Below are 17,400 nucleotides of genomic sequence, written 5' to 3' on the forward strand. Positions count from 1 at the left end.
GGGCCGTCTCATTTATCGGGGGGTCCACTGTGGGTTATCGGGGCCCTGCTGAATAAGCCTCCCTGATCTCTGCGGTGTCGCTAGCAGTTTCCACCATCGCCGCCATCCTCGACCGCAAACGCGTGCTGGGCCTGCTTCGCCTCATGGGTATGCCGGTGTCGACAGTGCGCCGCATCGTCCTGGCCGAGGCCGCACTGCCACTGGCAACGGTCTTCGCCCTCTGTATCGGCCTTGGATTCCTTGTCGCATGGTCGATCCTGGCCGGACTCACCGAAGGCAACCGCACGATCTCCTGGCCCGAGGCATCCTACTACCATGCGTTGGCTGCCAGCCTCCTGCTCGCTGCGGCTGCCGCGGTTGGCACTTTCCGCACGGCGCGCAAAAAGACCGGACTCACAGTCACCCGATTCGAATGATCGGCCAGACCGTTCGCCATCCTCGGACTCACACCATGATCCACGATCCTAAACGGCCGTCGCTATCTCCTGCAGAACGACGGTAGGACAGCAACTGCTCACATGACGGCTGCAGCGACTAGGCGGACAAAGTCAGTCAACGAAAAATGATTACCAACCACGACCCTACAATCCCAACAAAACCACCTGACTCGTGCATTTACATCTGACAATCTGTATAACAGGGTTTAGTAATTCGGGCCGAGGTCGTCAAACACGGGAGGAAAGTTGACGATGTCCACAATTAGCACACCCCTCAAGGTTCGAGCATCGCGGTTGGCTGCCGGCGTCTCGATGGCCTTCCTCGTAATCGCGGGGACTGCTGACGGGGCTCAGGCCGCCTCTGGCGGCGGAGCCGAGTCGAACGGTGGAATTTCCATCCAGGCCTGCGAAAGCGCCGGAGGCGGCGACTGGTGCCACGGCACCTCGGCTGACGGCGCCCTAAAGAGGTGCTACTCCAACTACAAGCACAACCTGAACTACCACAGCTCCACCGCAGCCATGGCCAGCCAGACGCAAACGAGGTACGCCAGCGCCGGCTACTGGTCTGAGGCCTCAGTGACACGGGCACGGCAAAGTCGGCCGGGTTGGTGTTTAGGCTGGTTGGAGCTGTAGGAGTTTGAGGATTCGGCTGTTGTTGCGGGCGTTGTAGCGCAGGGCGGCGGCGATGTTGGTGGTGTCGTGGATTCCCAGGAGGCTGACCGACACGTTCCGTAGGGTCGCCATGACGCGCGGCGCGTTGCCGGTACGGATCCGGGAAGCGTCCTCCCGGAAGGTCACATCCCTCACCCAGTGGAGGACCTCGATTCCCCAGTGCTGACGGACGTAGGCCAGCAGATCAGCGGCGTCGTCCTGTCCGGCGGTGAGGCTGGTGACATACAGCATCGCCTGGTAGCTGGTACGGCCCTTCACGGTGACGGCGCGCTCGATCAGGAACACCTGCGCGACGTGCGGAAAGTTCAGATCCGGCGGGGCGGGCATGACCTGGACGGTACGTACCTCGTGGCGGCCCCGGTCGTCATCCACACTGCGCCCGGTGACCGGCACCCCGGCCCAGTCCAGCGCGTCGAGCCGGTCGAACAGGGTCGGCTGGTTGTCGAGCACCGGGAACACGAAATGCGCCTCCTTGACCTCCCGCAGCCAGCGGGCATGCTTGCGCTGCGTCTGCATCGCGTCGGCGGTCACCACGTGATCAGCGAGGTCCAACGGCGTCAACAGCCCGGTGAACGCGGCGATCCCGTTGCTCCTGCCCGGGACCTGACACTGGGCGAGGACCACCCCGGCGCAGGTGAGCGCGGCCAGCAGATGCGGCGCCGCCCGGTCGCGGGTCCGCGCGCCCCGGCTGGTCTTGCCGTCCACCGCGACCTGCGGCAACCGTGGCCGGTGACGGTCCCGCGCGCTGGCGCGGCGGTGTCGCTGGCCAGCGGCCCACGGCGGCGTCCAACGCGTCACCGTCGAGTCGGGCACACAACCCCCGCACCGTCTTCTCGTCCGGGCCGACGTACCGGCCGGTCACCGGGTCCACCCGGGCACCGAACGCCTCAACGTCTTCTGCGAACATCCGGCGATCCACTGCCCGACCGCGTACACCGACGCACTTCCGGCCAGGACCGCGGCGAGGGCCAACCCGACCACCGTCGGAAGCCGATGCCGGACACCCCGCGCGTCTCGCGGATCGGGAACCCGCGACAACGCCGCCACCAGGCTTTCCTGCCCGTCACGGCCCAACAGGACAGGCCGTGTCCTCTCATCCGACTGGCCTTGAACAGCGCTGGTCAGCAATGATGCAGGCGCGGGCACGGTACTCCACAAGGTGATCCGAAGGCGTAGACAACCTCGAGATCACCGGAGCCGTGCCCGTTTCGTCAAATCCACTCCGGACCTCAACGCGGAGTCCTCAGCCGCACACTCTCCGACTTTGCCGTGCCCGTGGGCCTCAGTGACGGCCGGCTGGGCCTACACCTGCTACACCTACTGGAACAACACTCCGTGATTGTAGTTCGGAATCCGCTAGCGGTCCAATAGCAAGAGCCTCGGCCCGATTGCTACATTGCTACATTGCTACGAGCCGGCGTCGAGCCCGAGTTACTCGGGTTCTGACGCCGGCATCGATATGCGCCTCATCGTTGGCATAACTGCACTGGTAGGGATGAACTCGTCGGCTCGGGGGTGGCCGCGAGCCCTCCGGAATCGGCCTGGAGGTTGCTGGTCATCATGGCGACATCTTTGGCGGTTGAGGCCTTGTTCGTGCTCGCGATCGCTACCGTTGCCGAGCGGCGCAACACGGTACAACGGTTGAAGAAGCTTTAGCGATGGCGTTCTCGTGCGAACTTCTTGGCGTTTCCAAGCAGTACGGCGGCCGAGACATCTTGGTCAGCTTCGACCTACAGATCAAGGCCGGCGAGATGATAGCGATCACGGGTCCAAGCGGAACCGGAAAGTCCACGGTCCTCAATATGTTCGGTCTGCTGGATGTTCCGGACTCTGGCGAGGTCCGCATCCTCGGCGGCAAGGCCCCGAGACCCAGTACCCGCGCCGCGAACCGACTGCGCCGTCGTCATCTTGGCTATCTGTTCCAGAACTTCGCGCTCATCGACAACGAATCCGTCGGGCACAATCTCGACCTCGCTCTTACTTATTCGGACGGCGGTATTTCCAAGCGGCAGCGCATCGCCGATGCGCTCATGCAGGTCGACTTGCCCGGATCAGAGCATCGCAAGATCTATTCGCTGTCCGGGGGCGAACAGCAGCGAGTCGCGGTGGCGCGTCTTCTGCTCAAGCCGTGTGACATCGTTTTGGCCGACGAACCGACCGGATCCCTCGACGCCGACAACCGAGATTTCGTGCTGGGCCTGCTGCGCCGAATCAACAAGGCAGGCAAGACAGTCGTCCTCGCGACCCACGATGACATCGTCGCCCGCAGCTGTTCGCATGTAATCACGATTGCCAGTTGAAAATCGTCCACCACCGCAGAGAACCAGCAACCCCCAGGGCCCCGACGTCGATTGCACGGCAGTTTCAGAATCCCCTCATACGGTAATACCGATTCAGCCGGCGGTGACCCGGTTCAGGACGTGGTCGCGGGCGTCGGCGTACCGGGCGCGGATGGCGGGCACCGCGTCGGCGGCGTACTCCTCGGTGTCGGCCGGGGTCCAGTCCGGCGCATCCGGGGTGCCCAGCGCCAGCCAGGCGGCCTGCCGGGCGGCACCGTCGGCGACGTACTCCCCCGGCGGGGGCACCAGCACCGGGCAGCCGAACACCTCGGGCGCGATCCGGCGTACCGCCGCAGAGCGCGCCCCGCCGCCGACCAGAATGACCCGGTTGACGGCCGCGCCCTGCGCGACCAGGGCATCCAGGCCGTCGGCGAGCGCGCAGAGCATGCCCTCGACGGCGGCCCGCGCCAGGTGCGCGGGGGTGCTGCTGGCCAGGGTCAGCCCGTGCAGCGAGCCGCTGGCCGTCGGCCGGTCCGGGGTGCGTTCCCCTTCCAGGTACGGCACCAGCACCAGCCCGTCGGCGCCGGCCGGTGCGCTCAGCGCCAGCTCGGCGAGCCGTTCGTGGTCGACGCCGAGCAGCTTCGCGGCGGCGTCGAGCACCCGGGCGGCGTTGAGGGTGGCGACCAGCGGCAGGAAGCGGCCGGTGGTGTCGGCGAAACCGGCGACGGTGCCGCTGGGGTCGGCGGCCGGGGTGTCGGCGACGCTGAACACGGTGCCGGAGGTGCCGATGGAGACGATCACGTCGCCGGGGCGGGCGCCGACGCCGAGCGCGGCGGCGGCGTTGTCCCCGGCGCCGGGGCCGAGCGGTGCGCCGGAGCGCAACGCGCCGGCCGGGTCGGTGGGGCCGAGCACCGTCGGCACCAGCGGCGTCCGGCCGAAGGCATGCTCCAGCAGGTCGGGGCGGTACTGGCCGGTCGCTGCCGACCAGTAGCCGGTGCCGCTGGCGTCGCTGCGGTCGGTCCGCAGCGCGGCCAGGTCGCCGGTGCCGGCCAACCGCCAGGTCAGCCAGTCGTGCGGCAGGCAGACCGCAGCCGTACGGTCGGCCGACGCCGGATCGGTGCGGGCCAGCCAGCGTAGTTTGGTGATGGTGAAGCTGGCCACCGGCACCAGGCCGACGGCGTCGGCCCAGGCCTGCCGGCCGGCGGTGCCGCCGCCGAACTCGTCGATCAGTTCGGCGGCGGCACCGGCCGAGCGGGTGTCGTTCCACAGCAGGGCGGGGCGAACCACTTCGCCGGTCTCGTCCAGGCAGACCATGCCGTGCTGCTGGCCGGCGACGGCGGCGGCGGACACGTCGTCCAGCCCGCCGGCCGCGTCGATGGCCTGTTGCAGCGCCGCCCACCAGGCGTCCGGATGCACCTCGGTGCCGTCCGGATGCGCCGCCCGGCCCTCACGGACCAGCTTGCCGGTGTCCGCGTCGCGGATCACCACCTTGCACGACTGGGTCGACGAGTCGACGCCGGCGACGAGGGTCACGGCTGGTCCTCCAGGAGGGGGTCGGGCGGGGTGGGCGGGGGTCAGCGGATGGTCAGGAACGGGCGCCGAGCAGGTGCTCGACCGCGAGCTGGTTGAGGCGGACGAAGTGGAAGCCCTGCTCGGCGACGGCCTCCGGGTCGAAGTCCTCGAAGCTGGACCGGTCGGCGAGCAGGTCGGTGTAGGTCTCGCCCGGGTTGAGGGTGGGCACGGCCAGGTCCGGGACCTTGCTGGCGGCGAGCGCCTCCTGCACCTCGGGGTCGGCCCGGAACGCGGCGGCCCGCTCCTTGAGCAGCAGGTACGTGCGCATGTTGGCGGCAGCGGACGCCCAGACGCCGGTGTAGTCCTCGGTGCGCGACGGCTTGTAGTCGAAGTGCCGGGGGCCGTCGTAGGCCGGGCCGCCGTCGGGGCCACCGTTCTCCAGCAGGTCGACCAGGGAGAACGCGTTGAGCAGGTCGCCGTGGCCGAAGACCAGGTCCTGGTCGAACTTGACCCCGCGCTGGCCGTTGAGGTCGATGTGGAACAGTTTGCCGTGCCACAGGGCCTGGGCGATGCCGTGGGCGAAGTTGAGCCCGGCCATCTGCTCGTGGCCGACCTCGGGGTTGAGGCCGACCAGCTCCGGGTGGGCGAGGCTGGAGATGAACGCGAGCGCGTGGCCGACGGTGGGCAGCAAGATGTCGCCGCGCGGCTCGTTGGGCTTGGGCTCGATGGCGAAGCGCAGGTCGTAGCCGCGGTCGAGGACGTACTGGCCGAGCAGGTCGACGGCCTCCCGGTAGCGGTCGAGCGCGGCCCGGATGTCCTTGGCGTGGTCGTACTCGGAGCCTTCCCGGCCGCCCCACATGACGAAGGTCTTCGCGCCGAGCTCGGCGGCGAGGTCGATGTTGCGCAGCACCTTGCGCAGCGCGAACCGCCGGATTGAGCGGTCGTTGCTGGTGAAGCCGCCGTCCTTGAAGATCGGGTGGCCGAAGAGGTTGGTGGTGACCATCGGCACGACCAGTCCGGTCTCGTCGAGCGCCTTGCGGAACCGGGCGATGTGCTGGTCGCGGCTGGCCGGGTCGGCGCCGAACGGGATCAGGTCGTCGTCGTGGAAGGTGATGCCGTACGCGCCGAGGTTGGCGAGCTGGTGCACCGCCTCGACGGCGTCGAGCGGGCCTCGGCTGGCGTCGCCGAACTGGTCGCGGGCCTGCCATCCAACGGTCCAGAGCCCGAAGGAGAATTTGTCGGCCGGCGTGGGCTGGACTGTCATGGTGACCTCCGCGAAACACGACAGATTTGTTTAGTGATTGAATTATTTTCCCGGCGTGTGGCATTGTCAAGGCCATGCGCACGCCAGAATCCCCGCTCCGCCAGGCTGGTCTGCGCGAGCACCATCTCGGCCTGGTGGTCCGCCAGGTCGCCGCCGCCGGTCGCCCACCGTCCCGCGCCGAGATCGCCGCGACGACCGGACTGACCCGGGCTACCGTCTCGGCGCTCGTCGACGAGCTGATCGGTGGCAACCTGCTCACCGAGGTCGCGCCGGTGCCCCGGACCGGTGCCGGCCGGCCGGCGACCGGGCTGGCGCTCGCCGCCGACGGCCCGGCCGGTCTCGGCCTGGAGATCAACGTCGACTACCTGGCCGCCTGCCTGGTGGATCTGTCCGGAACGGTACGCCATCGGGCGGTGCTACCGGCGGATCAACGGCCGCACCCGCCGGAGCTGGTGCTGGCCCGGCTCGCCGCGCTGGCCGGCGAGGTGCTCACCGCGCCGCAGGCGCGCGATCTCCCGCTCGCCGGCGCCGCGCTGGCCGTACCCGGGCTGGTGACCGGGGACGGGCTGGTCCGGCTCGCGCCGAACCTCGGCTGGCACGACGTGGACGTCTCGGCCGTGCTTTCCGCCACCGGCGGCCCTCTCGCCGGCGTACCGCTGACCGTGGACAACGAGGCGAACCTCGCCGCCCTGGGCGAACTGCACGCCCGCCACGGCGAGCCGGCCGACTTCGTCTACGTCTCCGGTGAGATCGGCATCGGGGCCGGGATCGTGCTGGACGGTCGCCTGTTCCGGGGCACCCGGGGGTGGAGCGGCGAGCTCGGCCACCTCGCGGTCCGGCCGGACGGGCCGAGCTGCCGGTGCGGGGCACGCGGCTGTCTTGAGCAGTACGCCGGTCAGGAGGCGATCCTACGCTCGGCCGGCCTGGCCGGGCAGGGGCTGACCGCCTCCGAGGCGCTGCGGCAGGTCGCCGATCGGGCGGCACGCTCCGAACCGCAGGTCCGCCGGGCGTTGACGGCGGCGGCCGGCGCGCTCGGTGTGGTGCTCGCCGGGGTGGTCAACCTGCTGGATGTGCAGACCATCGTGCTCGGTGGCATCTACGCGCCGCTGGCACCGTGGCTGTCGCCGGTCGTCGAGGCGGAGATCGGTCGACGGGTGCTGACCGTCGGCTGGTCGCCGGTGACCGTCCGGGCTTCGCTGCTGGGTGCCGAGGCGGCGGCGACCGGCGCGGCCGGCGCGGTGGTCCGGGCGGTACGCGACCACCCGGCCCCCTGGCTGGCCGCCGGCTGACGCCAACGGCCACCAGAGCCCGCCCGTAGCCGAGGTGAGTAGGTACCGCGCGGCCCAGGTCAGTACGCGCCGCGGCCGTTGACGACCGCGCCGAAGGTCTTCCACAGAATGGTCAGGTCGCTGGCCAGTGACCAGTTCTCCACGTAGTAGAGGTCGAGCCGGATGCCGTCCTCCCAGGACAGGTCGGACCGGCCGCTGACCTGCCACAGGCCGGTCATTCCGGGCTTGACCAGCAGCCGGCGGGCGACGTCGCCGTCGTAGCGGGCAACCTCCGACGGCAGCGGCGGACGCGGGCCGACCAGGCTCATGTGGCCGAACAGCACGTTGGCCAGCTGCGGCAGCTCGTCGAAGGAGTACTTGCGCAGGAACCTGCCGACCCGGGTGATGCGCGGGTCGTCGCGCATCTTGAACATCAGCCCGTCGGTCTCGTTCTTGGCCGCCAGCTCGGCGAGCAGTTTGTCGGCGTCGACCACCATCGTGCGGAACTTGTAGACGTGGAACTCCCGCCCGCCCTGGCCGACCCGGACCTGCTTGAAGATGACCGGTCCTCGGCTGTCGAGCTTGATCGCCAGGGCGAGCAGGGTCAGCACCGGCAGCAGCAGGGTCACCGCCAGCAGCGACACCGACCGGTCGACGAAGCCCTTGACCAGCTTGCGGGTGCCCCGGAACTCGGGCGCCTCGACGTGGATCAGCGGCAGCCCGGCGACCGGCCGGGTGTGGATCCGCGGCCCGGCCACGTCGGTCAGCGCCGGGGCCAGCACCAGGTCGATGCCGGTGCCCTCCAGCTGCCAGCCGAGCCGGCGCAGCCGGGTGGCGGTCAGCTCCCCGGACGCGGTGACCGCGACGGTGTCGGCACCGGTGGTGGCGGCGGCGTCCGGGATGTTGCGGAACGAACCGGCGACCGGCACGTCACCGAGCCGTTGCGGCACCGGGGCCAGCAGCGCGTCCGGGATGCAGGCACCGACCACCCGGTAGCCCGCGTACGGCTCCCGCCGCAGCGTGTGCACCAGCTCCAGCACGTGCGGGGTGTCCCCGACCACCAGCACCTTGCGGAACCACCCCGTCCCGGTGGCCCGCTGGCGGTGCAGGTACTTGCGGGCGCCGAACCGGCCGGCGACCAGACCGACGGTGCCAACCGCGAAGGCCACCGCCAGGAAGCCTCGGCTGATCCCGACGTTGGCGACGTAGCCGATGATCGCCACGGTGCCGGCCAGCCGCAGGCTGGCAGTGATCACCCGCCGGTACTCGTCGGCGCCGTAGCCGAGCACCCGGTCGTCGTAGCAGCGCAGCAACTTCAGCGAGGCCAGCCACGCGATCATCAGGCAGGGGGTCGTCAGGACGTACGGTAGATCCGCTCCGGTGGCTTCCTCGGCACCGAAACGCACCAGGTAGCCGGCCAGCACGGCGGCGCAGAGCACGCCGATGTCAAGGGCGGCGATCGCCCGAATGTAGGCACGCTGTCGCGCGTGCAGCACTGCGGTGGGCGCTCCCGGTGTGGAGTCCGGTTGCACCACCGTAGCGTTGACCAAAGTCGCCGACGTCACTAGCCCTCCCCAGCTTGCTCGAGTCGACGCAGACCCCGGGCACCTCGCTGGCCCGTCGTTGGTACCGGTGGTGCCACGGCACCCCGATATCTTGGCCCACCTTCCGGTGTGGCCGAAGCTTGCGACAGATTACCGTCAGTTGACCAGAGGGCTTCCACAATAGAGGTACAATATGGAGCCATCTCACAACCCTCAGTCACTCGGCGGCTCGACAAAAACCTCTCGAACCCCCACATCACCGACTCAGCGCACGGTTGTCGGGCGGAGAGCGATCGCCTTGAGCAGAATGTCACCGATGTTGGCCGGGTCCTCGGTTACGAACACCCCGCCACCGGTGGTATTGGTGATCGACTCCAGTTCCTCCTGACTCACCCCGTCGCCGATGCCAACGTAGATCACCTGGATGGGCCGCTGTGGATCAGCCGCCTCGGCCAACTCGGCCAACAGCTCATCCTGGGTCAACCCGTTGTCGTCCTCGTTCCTACCATCAGTGAAGATGACCACCGAGTTGACACGCCCAGCTGCCCATTCGTCCTGCATTGCCAGATAAGCGGCGAGCGTCGTGTCGTACAAACCGGTATTTCCGTTCTGCTTCGGCACGACCTCCGACAGCGACGCCTCCAGCTCCACCCGACGGCTACTCAACGGACTGATCGGTACGAGTTCTCGCCAGTCCTGCTCGCCGTCCAGTTCGGTGGAGAAGATCCACAGTCCGAGAGCCCACGAATCGTCGAACAGGCCGAGCCCTCGGCGGGCCGCCTCCCGAGTGAGATCGGCGCGGGTAACGTTGTCCGCAGTGGGCACCGGCTCCAGCATCGAACCCGAGACGTCGATCACCGCGAGCATCTGGGCAGGCAGGGTGACCGATGTCCAGGTGGCGAGAGCCCGGTCGATCACTACCGGGTCCAGGCCACCGGCCGCCGTACCGCCGGAGTCCGGGATGGCGGTCGCCGGTGCAGTACCTGCCGGGCTGGGCGCTCCCTGGGGCGCACTGAAGCCGGCGCCCCAGGTGCCGTCCGCCGCCCGCAGCCCCTGATCACCGAGTTGGTTACGGAACCCCGCCCCGGTCAGCACGGAGTAGAAGGCGTCCGCTGCCGCAGCCTTGGCCGGGTCGGCGCCGGGCAGCACCGCGTACGGGTAGTCGAGCGACATGGGTGCCGGTTCCAGGTACAGCGCCGCGAGCGCGATCGGCGGCTGCGCGGCGTTGTACTGGATCACGTCCTCCTCGGACAGGGCGGCGGCGCCGAGTGCGGAGGCGACTGACGCGGGATCGGCCGAGCGGGGAAATCGGGCGATCAGGTCCTCCCGCAGCGCGGACCGGCCGGTAGCCAGGGCGCGCAACGCCGCCGTCGTCGCCTGCTGGGCGTTCGCTCCGACCTCGCCGGCCGCTTCACCGAGGGCGAGCAAGCCGGACAGCCCTGCCGCGTCGCGGGTCGGTTCGACGATGCCGGTCCGCAGCTCGGTGCCGGTGGTGATCTGCTGCAGCAGGTCGGTCCAGGTCAGCTGCTGGTCGGGCCAGCCCAGGTTGGTCGCCACCGGTTCGGGCATCGCGACCACCACCGGGCTGCTGGCCACCGACTCGTTGTTGGCCGGGGTGAACCCGGGGGCCAGCGAACTCAGCCGGAGCAGCCAGGTGGACGAATCCGGCACCCACACGTCCGGCGCGATCGCCGTACCGCTGGCCTGACCTACCCCGGCCAGCGCTACACCGTGCTGCCCGGCCACCACAGCGGCAACGTCAACCGGGTCGGACGCGGCGACCTCGACCGCGACGCAGGCGTCACCGACCGCACCGCCGTCGGCCCGCCACCGGTCCGCTGCCGACTGCACGGCGGGCGCGATCTCCGGTGCGGCGGAGACGACCAGGGGCAGCGTCCCGGAGCAGGACGGGCCGGTGAGGCGTTGGTAGCCAAACCAGACCCCGGCGGTGACGACGATTAGCGCCATCGCTGCTGCGATGGCGCTTGCTCCGCGAACCCCACGTCGCATCCGGTGACGGCCTGGCACGGTCCCATACTCCGGATGAGCAGGCCATCGTGCCAGGTACGTTCGGATGAAAGTTACGGAGGAGAAACACTTTATGGAGATTGGTGACTTCGGGTAGCCGCGCCACTTCCGTACGTTTCGAGAATACCGACAGGGCCGTGCCTGCCTCGACAAACAGCTCACGCCGTCAGCGGACGGATATCCGCCGCAGAGGCTCAGAAACCAGGCAGTACGCAGGTCGGCGTCGGCGCCGGGACCGGATCACCGACCGGGGTCGGCACGCCGTCTGAAGAATCGATCAGGTACACGCCCACCGAGCCCGACCGCTCGTTGGCGACGTACAGATGATCGCCGACGATCGCGAAGTGGCGCGGCCAGTGGCCGCCGGAAGGCACCTCGGCGACGTACCTCGGCTGGTCGGGAACGGTCAGTGAGAAGACCGTGATGGTGTCCGGGCCGCGGTTGGCGACGTACAGGAACCGGCCGCCCCGCCCGACCGCGATCTCGGCGGGCTGCGCCCCTCCGGCCGCACCGGCGGACGACTCACTCGCCGGCACCCGGGCCCGCTCGGTCAGCCCACCGCCCCCGTCGATCTCGTACGCCGTCACGCTGGCATCCAGCTCCCCCACCAGGTACGCCCACCGGCCGTCGGGGTGTCGGGCGAGATGCCGAGGACCGCTGCCCTGCGTCGCCGCCATCGCCGGGTCCGGCTCGGTCAGCGTGCCGGTCGCCGGGTCGAGTAGATAGCGATGCACGGCGTCGGTGCCCAGGTCGACGACGTACAGTCCGGCGTCATCCGGGTCCGGGGAGACCATGTGGGCGTGCGGGCCCTCCTGCCGGTCGGGTCGCGGCCCAGCGCCCGAATGCGTCAGCAGATCGGTACGCGGCAGTAGCGTCCCGTCGTCGTCGATCGGATGCACCGCGACGCTGCCGCTGACATAGTTCGCGCTGATCAGATGCCCACCCGTCGCGACGAACGCCAGGTGGCACGGGCTCGACCCACCCGTGGGCTGGCTACCCAGCGGACGAAGCCGGTCTCCGCTGACCAACCAGGCGCTTACGGTGCCCTCGCCGACCTCGTTGACCGCGTACAGCACCGGACGGCGCGGGTGCCGGGCGAGGAACGACGGCGAGGCGCACTCGGCGCCCAGCGTAGGCTCGCTGAGCTGGCCGGTCGCCGGATCCCGTCGGGCGACCATCACCCCGGTCCCGTTCCCACCGCCCTCGGCTGTGTAGCAGCCGAGGTAGATCGTCTCTGCCGCCGGATTCGGCTCCGCTGCGCGCACCGGACTCCCTTCCGCCATCCGCGTCGGCCGGGCCTGACCGCAACCCGGGCCCACCGACGTCGGACACTCGATTCAATTCGAGCGATCCTATAGGATCTTTGATCTACCCGCTGCCGGGCCGGCCGATCCACGGCCGGTGCCTGCGGGTCGAGCACCGAGGAGGGCCCCGTGCGGCCAGCGCGTCGTCTCACCCTCACCGACGACGTGTACGAGACCGTCCGCGCCCAGGTGATGGACCACGTGGTCGCCCCGGGCGCCCGGATCAACATCGACGCCCTGGCCCGCGACCTGCGGGTTTCCCCCACCCCGGTACGCGAGGCGCTCGCCCGGCTGGAAGCCGACGGGCTGGTCCGCAAGCGCCCGCTGGTCGGATACACCGCCACGCCACTGCTTACCCGCGACGAGTTCGACGAACTCGTCGAGATGCGGCTGATCCTGGAGACCGCCGCCGCCCGGCGGGTCGCCGCTCGGTCGGCGAGGGCCGAGCCGGCCGCCATCGACCTGCTCCGCGAGGCCGCCGACCTGCCCGGTCCGGTACCCGGCGCGCAGGGCTACGCGAGCATCGCCGCCTTCACCGCCCAGGACGCCCGGTTCCACAACCTGCTCGCCGAGCAGTCCGGCAACCGGATGCTGCACGACGCGGTCGTCCGCCTCCGGCCGCACCTGCACCTGTTCCGGCTGCACTTCCCGCCGACCCACTACCGCACCAGCGGGGCCGAACACCACCGGATCGTCGACGCGGTGGCGTCCGGCGATCCGGACCGGGCCGAGACAGCGGTGTGCGAGCATCTGCTCGCCGCCCGGCAACGCCACCTCCCCTACTTCCGGCAGGGCTGACCCGATGCGCGTCGCACTCTTCGTCACCTGCGTCAACGACGTGCTCTACCCGGGCACCGGGCGGGCCGTCGTGCAGTTGCTGGAGCGGCTCGGGCACACCGTCGACTTTCCGCTCGACCAGAGCTGCTGCGGGCAACTGCACGGCAACAGTGGGTACCGGGCCGAGGCGATACCCCTGGTCCGCCGGTTCGTCGAGACGTTCCGTGACCACGCGGTGGTGGTCGCGCCGTCCGGTTCGTGCGTGGCGATGGTCCGCGACGCGTACCCGCGACTGGCCGCCGACGACCCGGCGCTCGCCGCCGCGGTCGACGAACTGCGACCCCGGGTGTACGAATTGTCCGAACTGCTGGTCAACGTGCTCGGCGTCACCGATGTCGGAGCCGCCTTCCCGCACTCGGTCACCTACCACCCGACCTGCCATGGGCTGCGAATGCTGCGGCTGGGCGACCGGCCGCTGCGGCTGCTGCGTGCGGTCCGCGGGATCGACCTGCGCGACCTGCCGGACGCCGAGGAGTGCTGCGGTTTCGGCGGCACCTTCGCGATGCGCAACGCCGCCGTCTCCAGCGCCATGCTGGCCGACAAGTGCCGGGCGGTACGCGGCACCGGCGCCCGCTACCTGGCGGCGGCCGACAACTCGTGCCTGGCCCAGATCGGCGGCGGGCTGACCCGGTTCCGCAGCCCGGTGCGAGCGGTGCACTACGCGCAGATCCTGGCCGGCACGGCGGAGGAGCCGAATTGACCAGCACCAGCACCAGCAACGACAGCGGCACCGGCAACGTGACCGCCCGGCTGCCGTTTCCCACCGCGGCGGCCCGCGAGCTGGGCAACGCCCAGCTGCGGGCCAACCTGCACCGGGCCACCCGCACCATCCGCGACAAGCGGGAACGGATGGTCGCCGAGCTGCCGGACTGGGAGGCGCTGCGGGTCGCCGGGGCGGCGGTCAAGGACGACGTGCTGGCCCGCCTGCCCGAGCTGCTCGCCGAGTTCGAGGCGGCGGCCACCGCCGCCGGGGCCCAGGTGCACTGGGCGCGGGACGGGGCCGAAGCGGGCCGGGTGGTGACCGACCTGGTCCGGCGAACCGGCGCCGACCAGGTCGTCAAGATCAAATCAATGGTCACCCAGGAGATCGGGCTCAACGAGACCCTCGCGGCGGCCGGCATCGAAGCGATCGAGACCGACCTCGCCGAGCTCATCGTCCAGCTGGCCGGCGACACGCCGTCGCACATCCTGGTCCCGGCGATCCACTACAACCGGACGCAGATCCGGGAGATCTTCGCCCGCCGGATGCCCGGTGTCGACCTGACCACCCTCACCGACGACCCGCCGGCGCTGGCCGAGGCGGCCCGCCGCCACCTGCGGGAACGGTTCCTTACCGCGCGAGTGGCGATCTCCGGGGCGAACTTCGCCGTGGCACGCACCGGCACCCTGGTGGTGGTCGAGTCCGAGGGCAACGGACGGATGTGCCTGACTCTGCCGCAGACGATGATCTCGGTGGTCGGGGTGGAGAAGATCGTCCCGACCTTCCGGGACCTGGAGATCTTCCTGCAGTTGCTGCCGCGTTCGTCGACCGGCGAACGGATGAACCCGTACACCTCGATGTGGACCGGGGTGACCCCCGGCGATGGGCCGCAGGAGTTGCACATCGTGCTGCTCGACAACGGCCGGGCCGACACCCTCGCCGACCCGGTCGGCCGCCAGGCGCTGCGCTGCATCCGCTGCTCCGCCTGTCTGAACGTCTGCCCGGTCTACGAGCGGGTCGGTGGCCACGCGTACGGCTCGGTGTATCCGGGGCCGATCGGGGCGATCCTCTCCCCGCAGCTCACCGGCCCCCGGGCCGGAGCCAACCGGACCCTGCCGTACGCCTCGACCCTCTGCGGTGCCTGCTTCGACGCCTGCCCGGTACGCATCGACATCCCGCAGGTGCTGGTGCACCTGCGCCAGCGTGGGGTCGACGAGGCCCGCCGGCGCCCGTCCGCCGAGCGCACCGCGATGGGCGCGATGTCCTGGGTGATGCGCGACCGCCGACGGTACGCCGCCGCGCTACGCGCCGCCCGGCGGGTCGCCGCCCCGGTGCGGCTGGCCGCCGGACGGCGCGGCACGGTCCGCCGACTGCCGTGGCCGTTGGCCGGTTGGACGGCCAGCCGGGACGCACCGGTGCCACCCCGGCAGAGTTTCCGTGACTGGTGGCTGGCCCGCTCCGACGACAGGACCGGACCGCAGGACGACAGGACCGGACCGCACGAGGACGGGAGGCCGCGCGGTGACTGACGCCCGTACCGAGATTCTGGCCCGGTTGCGGGCGGCGCGGGACCACCGGCCGGCGGCGGTTGCGGTACGGGTGCCACGCGACTACCGAACAGCCGACGCCGACCCTGCCGATGCCGACCCTGCCGCTCTCCTGATGGACCGGCTGATCGACTACCGGGCGACGGTGCACCGGTGCTTTCCGGACCAGTTGGCCGACCGGATCGCCGAGGTGCTCACCGGGGTGCGCCGGGTCGCGGTGCCGCAGGACCTGCCGGGCGACTGGCTACGCGACTTCTCCGGGGAGGTACTGCGCGACCACCCGGCCCGGCCGCTGACCGTCACCGACCTGGACCGGCCGGGCCTGACCGCACTGACCGGGTGCGCGGTGGCGATCGGCCGGACCGGGACGGTGCTGCTGGACACCGGGCCGGCGCAGGGCCCGCGCCGGCTCACCCTGGTGCCCGACCTCCACGTCTGCGTGGTCCGAACCAACCAGGTGGTAGCCGGGGTGCCGGCGGCACTGGCCCGGCTGGCCGACCCGACCCGACCGATCACGCTGATCTCCGGGCCGTCCGCCACCAGTGACATCGAACTGAACCGAATCGAAGGGGTACACGGGCCGCGCCGGCTGGACGTCGTGCTGGTCGACACCGGCCGGCACCCGGCCGCAGGTTAGCCCGCCGGCACCGGCTGACCGCGCAGATAGGCGACATGCTCGACCAACGCGATCAGCACCGTCTTGCCCGAGCCACGGTTGCGGGCGTCGCACAGCACGATCGGCACCGCCGGGTCGAGGTCGAGCGCACGGCGCACCGAGTCCTGACTGAACTGCTGCGCCCCCTCGAAGCAGTTGACCCCGACCACGAACGGCGTGCCCCGTTGCTCGAAGTAGTCGACCGACGGGAAACAGTCGGCGAGCCGACGGGTGTCGGCCAGCACCACCGCACCGAGCGCGCCGAACGCCAACTCGTCCCAGAGGAACCAGAACCGGTCCTGGCCCGGCGTACCGAACAGATAGACCTGCAGATCTTCGTTGATGGTGATCCGGCCGAAGTCCATCGCGACGGTCGTGGTGTTCTTGCCCTCCACCCAGGACGTATCGTCGGTGCCCAGGCTGGCGCTGGTCAGCACCTCCTCGGTCTGCAGCGGACGGATCTCACTGACCGCGCCGACCAGGGTGGTCTTCCCGACGCCGAAACCGCCCGCGATGAGAATCTTCAGCGCGAGTGGGACCCGCCGGGAGGGCTTGTGCCGGTCAGAGCGCACGGAGTCCATTGACCACCGCCTTGAGTATGTCGTCGTGGGGGTGAGCGGCCGAAGCCGGGGGTTCGTAGAGGGCGATCAGTCCGGCGGCGAGCAGGTCCCCGAGCAGGACCCGGACCACACCGAGCGCGAGATCGAGGTCGGCCGCCAGGTCGGCGACCGAGACCGGCTGCTGGGCCAGCCCGACGATGCGCCGATGTTCCGGCTGCAGCGGAACTTCGACGCCGGCGCCCTCCGGGGCCTTCGCCACCACGAAGGCCAGCAGGTCGAAGGTGGCACCGGTCGGCTGCACCCGACCACCGGTCACCGCGTACGGACGGACCACCGGGCCGGCGTCGGAGTCCAGCCAGTCGTGGGGTCCGGCCGGGTCACCCCGCATCTGATTGCGCCGCAGGTGGCCGGCTCGGCGTGCTGAGAGTCTGCCCGACCCGGGTGACCAGCATCGCCATCTCGTACGCGATCAGACCGATGTCCGCGTCGGCCGCGCTGAGCACCGCCAGGCAGGCCCCGTGCCCGGCCGCAGTGACGAACAAGTACGCCGACTCCATCTCGATCACGGTCTGCCGTACCGGACCCGACCCGAAGTGCCGGCTGGCACCCTTGGCGAGGCTCTGGAAGCCGGCGGCCATCGCCGCCATGTGCTCGGCACCCTCCCGGGTCAGCCCCCGCGACGCGCCCATCAGCAGGCCGTCGGCGGACAGCACGACGGCCTGCTGCGCGGTCGGGACCCGGTCGACGAGATCGTCGAGCAGCCAGTCGAGGTTCATCGCATGCCGCATGGTGT

The 17,400-nt window shown here is 70.2% G+C and carries 17 protein-coding genes and 1 pseudogene; 8 read left to right on the forward strand and 10 right to left on the reverse strand.

The window, feature by feature from the left end; genetic code table 11:
- Positions 1–56: 56 nt before the first annotated feature.
- Together ACFHW1_RS24430 and ACFHW1_RS24435 are read left to right on the forward strand one after the other, a co-directional pair.
- Positions 57–416, forward strand: a pseudogene (locus ACFHW1_RS24430) (FtsX-like permease family protein); the annotation flags it as partial.
- 333 nt (positions 417–749) lie between these two features.
- Positions 750–1,070, forward strand: coding sequence for a lactococcin 972 family bacteriocin (locus ACFHW1_RS24435; protein WP_416568930.1), 321 nt, complete (start codon positions 750–752; stop codon positions 1,068–1,070).
- Here the strand turns inward: ACFHW1_RS24435 and ACFHW1_RS24440 are convergent.
- Together ACFHW1_RS24440 and ACFHW1_RS24445 are read right to left on the reverse strand one after the other, a co-directional pair.
- The gene (locus ACFHW1_RS24440; RefSeq protein ID WP_416616161.1) at positions 1,050–1,922 is read right to left on the reverse strand and encodes an ISAs1 family transposase; all 873 of its coding nucleotides are present in this window, start codon (positions 1,920–1,922) and stop codon (positions 1,050–1,052) included. The genes ACFHW1_RS24435 and ACFHW1_RS24440 overlap by 21 nt on opposite strands.
- 45 nt (positions 1,923–1,967) lie before the next feature.
- The gene (locus tag ACFHW1_RS24445; protein WP_416568926.1) at positions 1,968–2,255 is read right to left on the reverse strand and encodes a transposase family protein; all 288 of its coding nucleotides are present in this window, start codon (positions 2,253–2,255) and stop codon (positions 1,968–1,970) included.
- Between the two features lie 512 nt (positions 2,256–2,767).
- Here ACFHW1_RS24445 and ACFHW1_RS24450 point away from each other — a divergent pair.
- Complete coding sequence (locus ACFHW1_RS24450; protein ID WP_416553519.1) at positions 2,768–3,409, forward strand: ATP-binding cassette domain-containing protein; 642 nt, start codon at positions 2,768–2,770, stop codon at positions 3,407–3,409.
- A 93-nt stretch (positions 3,410–3,502) separates the two neighbouring features.
- Here the strand turns inward: ACFHW1_RS24450 and xylB are convergent, their stop codons facing one another.
- Both xylB and xylA read right to left on the reverse strand, forming a co-directional pair.
- Positions 3,503–4,921, reverse strand: coding sequence for a xylulokinase (gene xylB, locus ACFHW1_RS24455; RefSeq protein ID WP_416553517.1), 1,419 nt, complete (start codon positions 4,919–4,921; stop codon positions 3,503–3,505).
- 52 nt (positions 4,922–4,973) lie between these two features.
- The gene (gene xylA / locus ACFHW1_RS24460) at positions 4,974–6,164 is read right to left on the reverse strand and encodes a xylose isomerase (RefSeq protein WP_416616163.1); all 1,191 of its coding nucleotides are present in this window, start codon (positions 6,162–6,164) and stop codon (positions 4,974–4,976) included.
- 74 nt (positions 6,165–6,238) lie between these two features.
- On the opposite strand from xylA, the gene ACFHW1_RS24465 reads away from it, so the two are divergent.
- Positions 6,239–7,453 carry an ROK family protein gene (locus ACFHW1_RS24465; protein ID WP_416553513.1) on the forward strand — a complete coding sequence of 405 codons (1,215 nt, stop codon included), beginning with the start codon at positions 6,239–6,241 and terminating at the stop codon, positions 7,451–7,453.
- Between the two features lie 59 nt (positions 7,454–7,512).
- On the opposite strand, the gene ACFHW1_RS24470 is transcribed toward ACFHW1_RS24465, so the two are convergent.
- The 3 genes from ACFHW1_RS24470 to ACFHW1_RS24480 all read right to left on the reverse strand — a co-directional run bounded on the left by ACFHW1_RS24470 (position 7,513) and on the right by ACFHW1_RS24480 (position 12,287).
- Positions 7,513–8,967 (reverse strand): sugar transferase, encoded by a 1,455-nt coding sequence (locus ACFHW1_RS24470; RefSeq protein WP_416553769.1) that lies wholly within the window; start codon positions 8,965–8,967, stop codon positions 7,513–7,515.
- A 273-nt stretch (positions 8,968–9,240) separates the two neighbouring features.
- On the reverse strand, positions 9,241–10,944 hold the full coding sequence (locus ACFHW1_RS24475) for a VWA domain-containing protein (protein ID WP_416553511.1): 1,704 nt from the start codon (positions 10,942–10,944) through the stop codon (positions 9,241–9,243).
- Between the two features lie 254 nt (positions 10,945–11,198).
- On the reverse strand, positions 11,199–12,287 hold the full coding sequence (locus tag ACFHW1_RS24480) for a lactonase family protein (protein WP_416616165.1): 1,089 nt from the start codon (positions 12,285–12,287) through the stop codon (positions 11,199–11,201).
- A 150-nt stretch (positions 12,288–12,437) separates the two neighbouring features.
- Here ACFHW1_RS24480 and ACFHW1_RS24485 point away from each other — a divergent pair, with 150 nt between their 5' ends.
- The 4 genes from ACFHW1_RS24485 to ACFHW1_RS24500 are packed head-to-tail and all read left to right on the forward strand — an operon-like array spanning position 12,438 to position 16,029.
- The gene (locus tag ACFHW1_RS24485) at positions 12,438–13,106 is read left to right on the forward strand and encodes a GntR family transcriptional regulator (protein WP_416616167.1); all 669 of its coding nucleotides are present in this window, start codon (positions 12,438–12,440) and stop codon (positions 13,104–13,106) included.
- Positions 13,107–13,110: 4 nt separating this feature from the next.
- Entirely contained in the window at positions 13,111–13,845 is a 735-nt protein-coding gene (locus ACFHW1_RS24490; RefSeq protein WP_416553505.1) for a (Fe-S)-binding protein, read from the forward strand.
- Complete coding sequence (locus ACFHW1_RS24495; RefSeq protein WP_416553503.1) at positions 13,842–15,374, forward strand: lactate utilization protein B; 1,533 nt, start codon at positions 13,842–13,844, stop codon at positions 15,372–15,374. Before ACFHW1_RS24490 ends, ACFHW1_RS24495 begins: the two co-directional genes overlap by 4 nt.
- Complete coding sequence (locus ACFHW1_RS24500; RefSeq protein WP_416553501.1) at positions 15,367–16,029, forward strand: LutC/YkgG family protein; 663 nt, start codon at positions 15,367–15,369, stop codon at positions 16,027–16,029. Before ACFHW1_RS24495 ends, ACFHW1_RS24500 begins: the two co-directional genes overlap by 8 nt.
- Here ACFHW1_RS24500 and ACFHW1_RS24505 read toward each other — a convergent pair.
- From ACFHW1_RS24505 to ACFHW1_RS24515, 3 genes are read right to left on the reverse strand one after another with little or no spacing between them, the layout of a single operon-like run.
- Entirely contained in the window at positions 16,026–16,628 is a 603-nt protein-coding gene (locus tag ACFHW1_RS24505) for a GTP-binding protein (protein WP_416553499.1), read from the reverse strand. The genes ACFHW1_RS24500 and ACFHW1_RS24505 overlap by 4 nt on opposite strands.
- A complete protein-coding gene (locus ACFHW1_RS24510; RefSeq protein ID WP_416553497.1) occupies positions 16,609–16,995 on the reverse strand; it encodes a DUF742 domain-containing protein in 387 nt (128 codons plus the stop codon). The genes ACFHW1_RS24505 and ACFHW1_RS24510 overlap by 20 nt, the downstream gene beginning before the upstream one ends.
- Positions 16,985–17,395, reverse strand: a complete 411-nt coding sequence (locus ACFHW1_RS24515) for a roadblock/LC7 domain-containing protein (RefSeq protein ID WP_416553767.1) — start codon at positions 17,393–17,395, stop codon at positions 16,985–16,987. Before ACFHW1_RS24515 ends, ACFHW1_RS24510 begins: the two co-directional genes overlap by 11 nt.
- Positions 17,396–17,400 lie beyond the last annotated feature (5 nt).

Source organism: Micromonospora sp. LOL_014, from assembly GCF_048060245.1.
Classification (GTDB): Bacteria; Actinomycetota; Actinomycetes; order Mycobacteriales; family Micromonosporaceae; genus Micromonospora_E.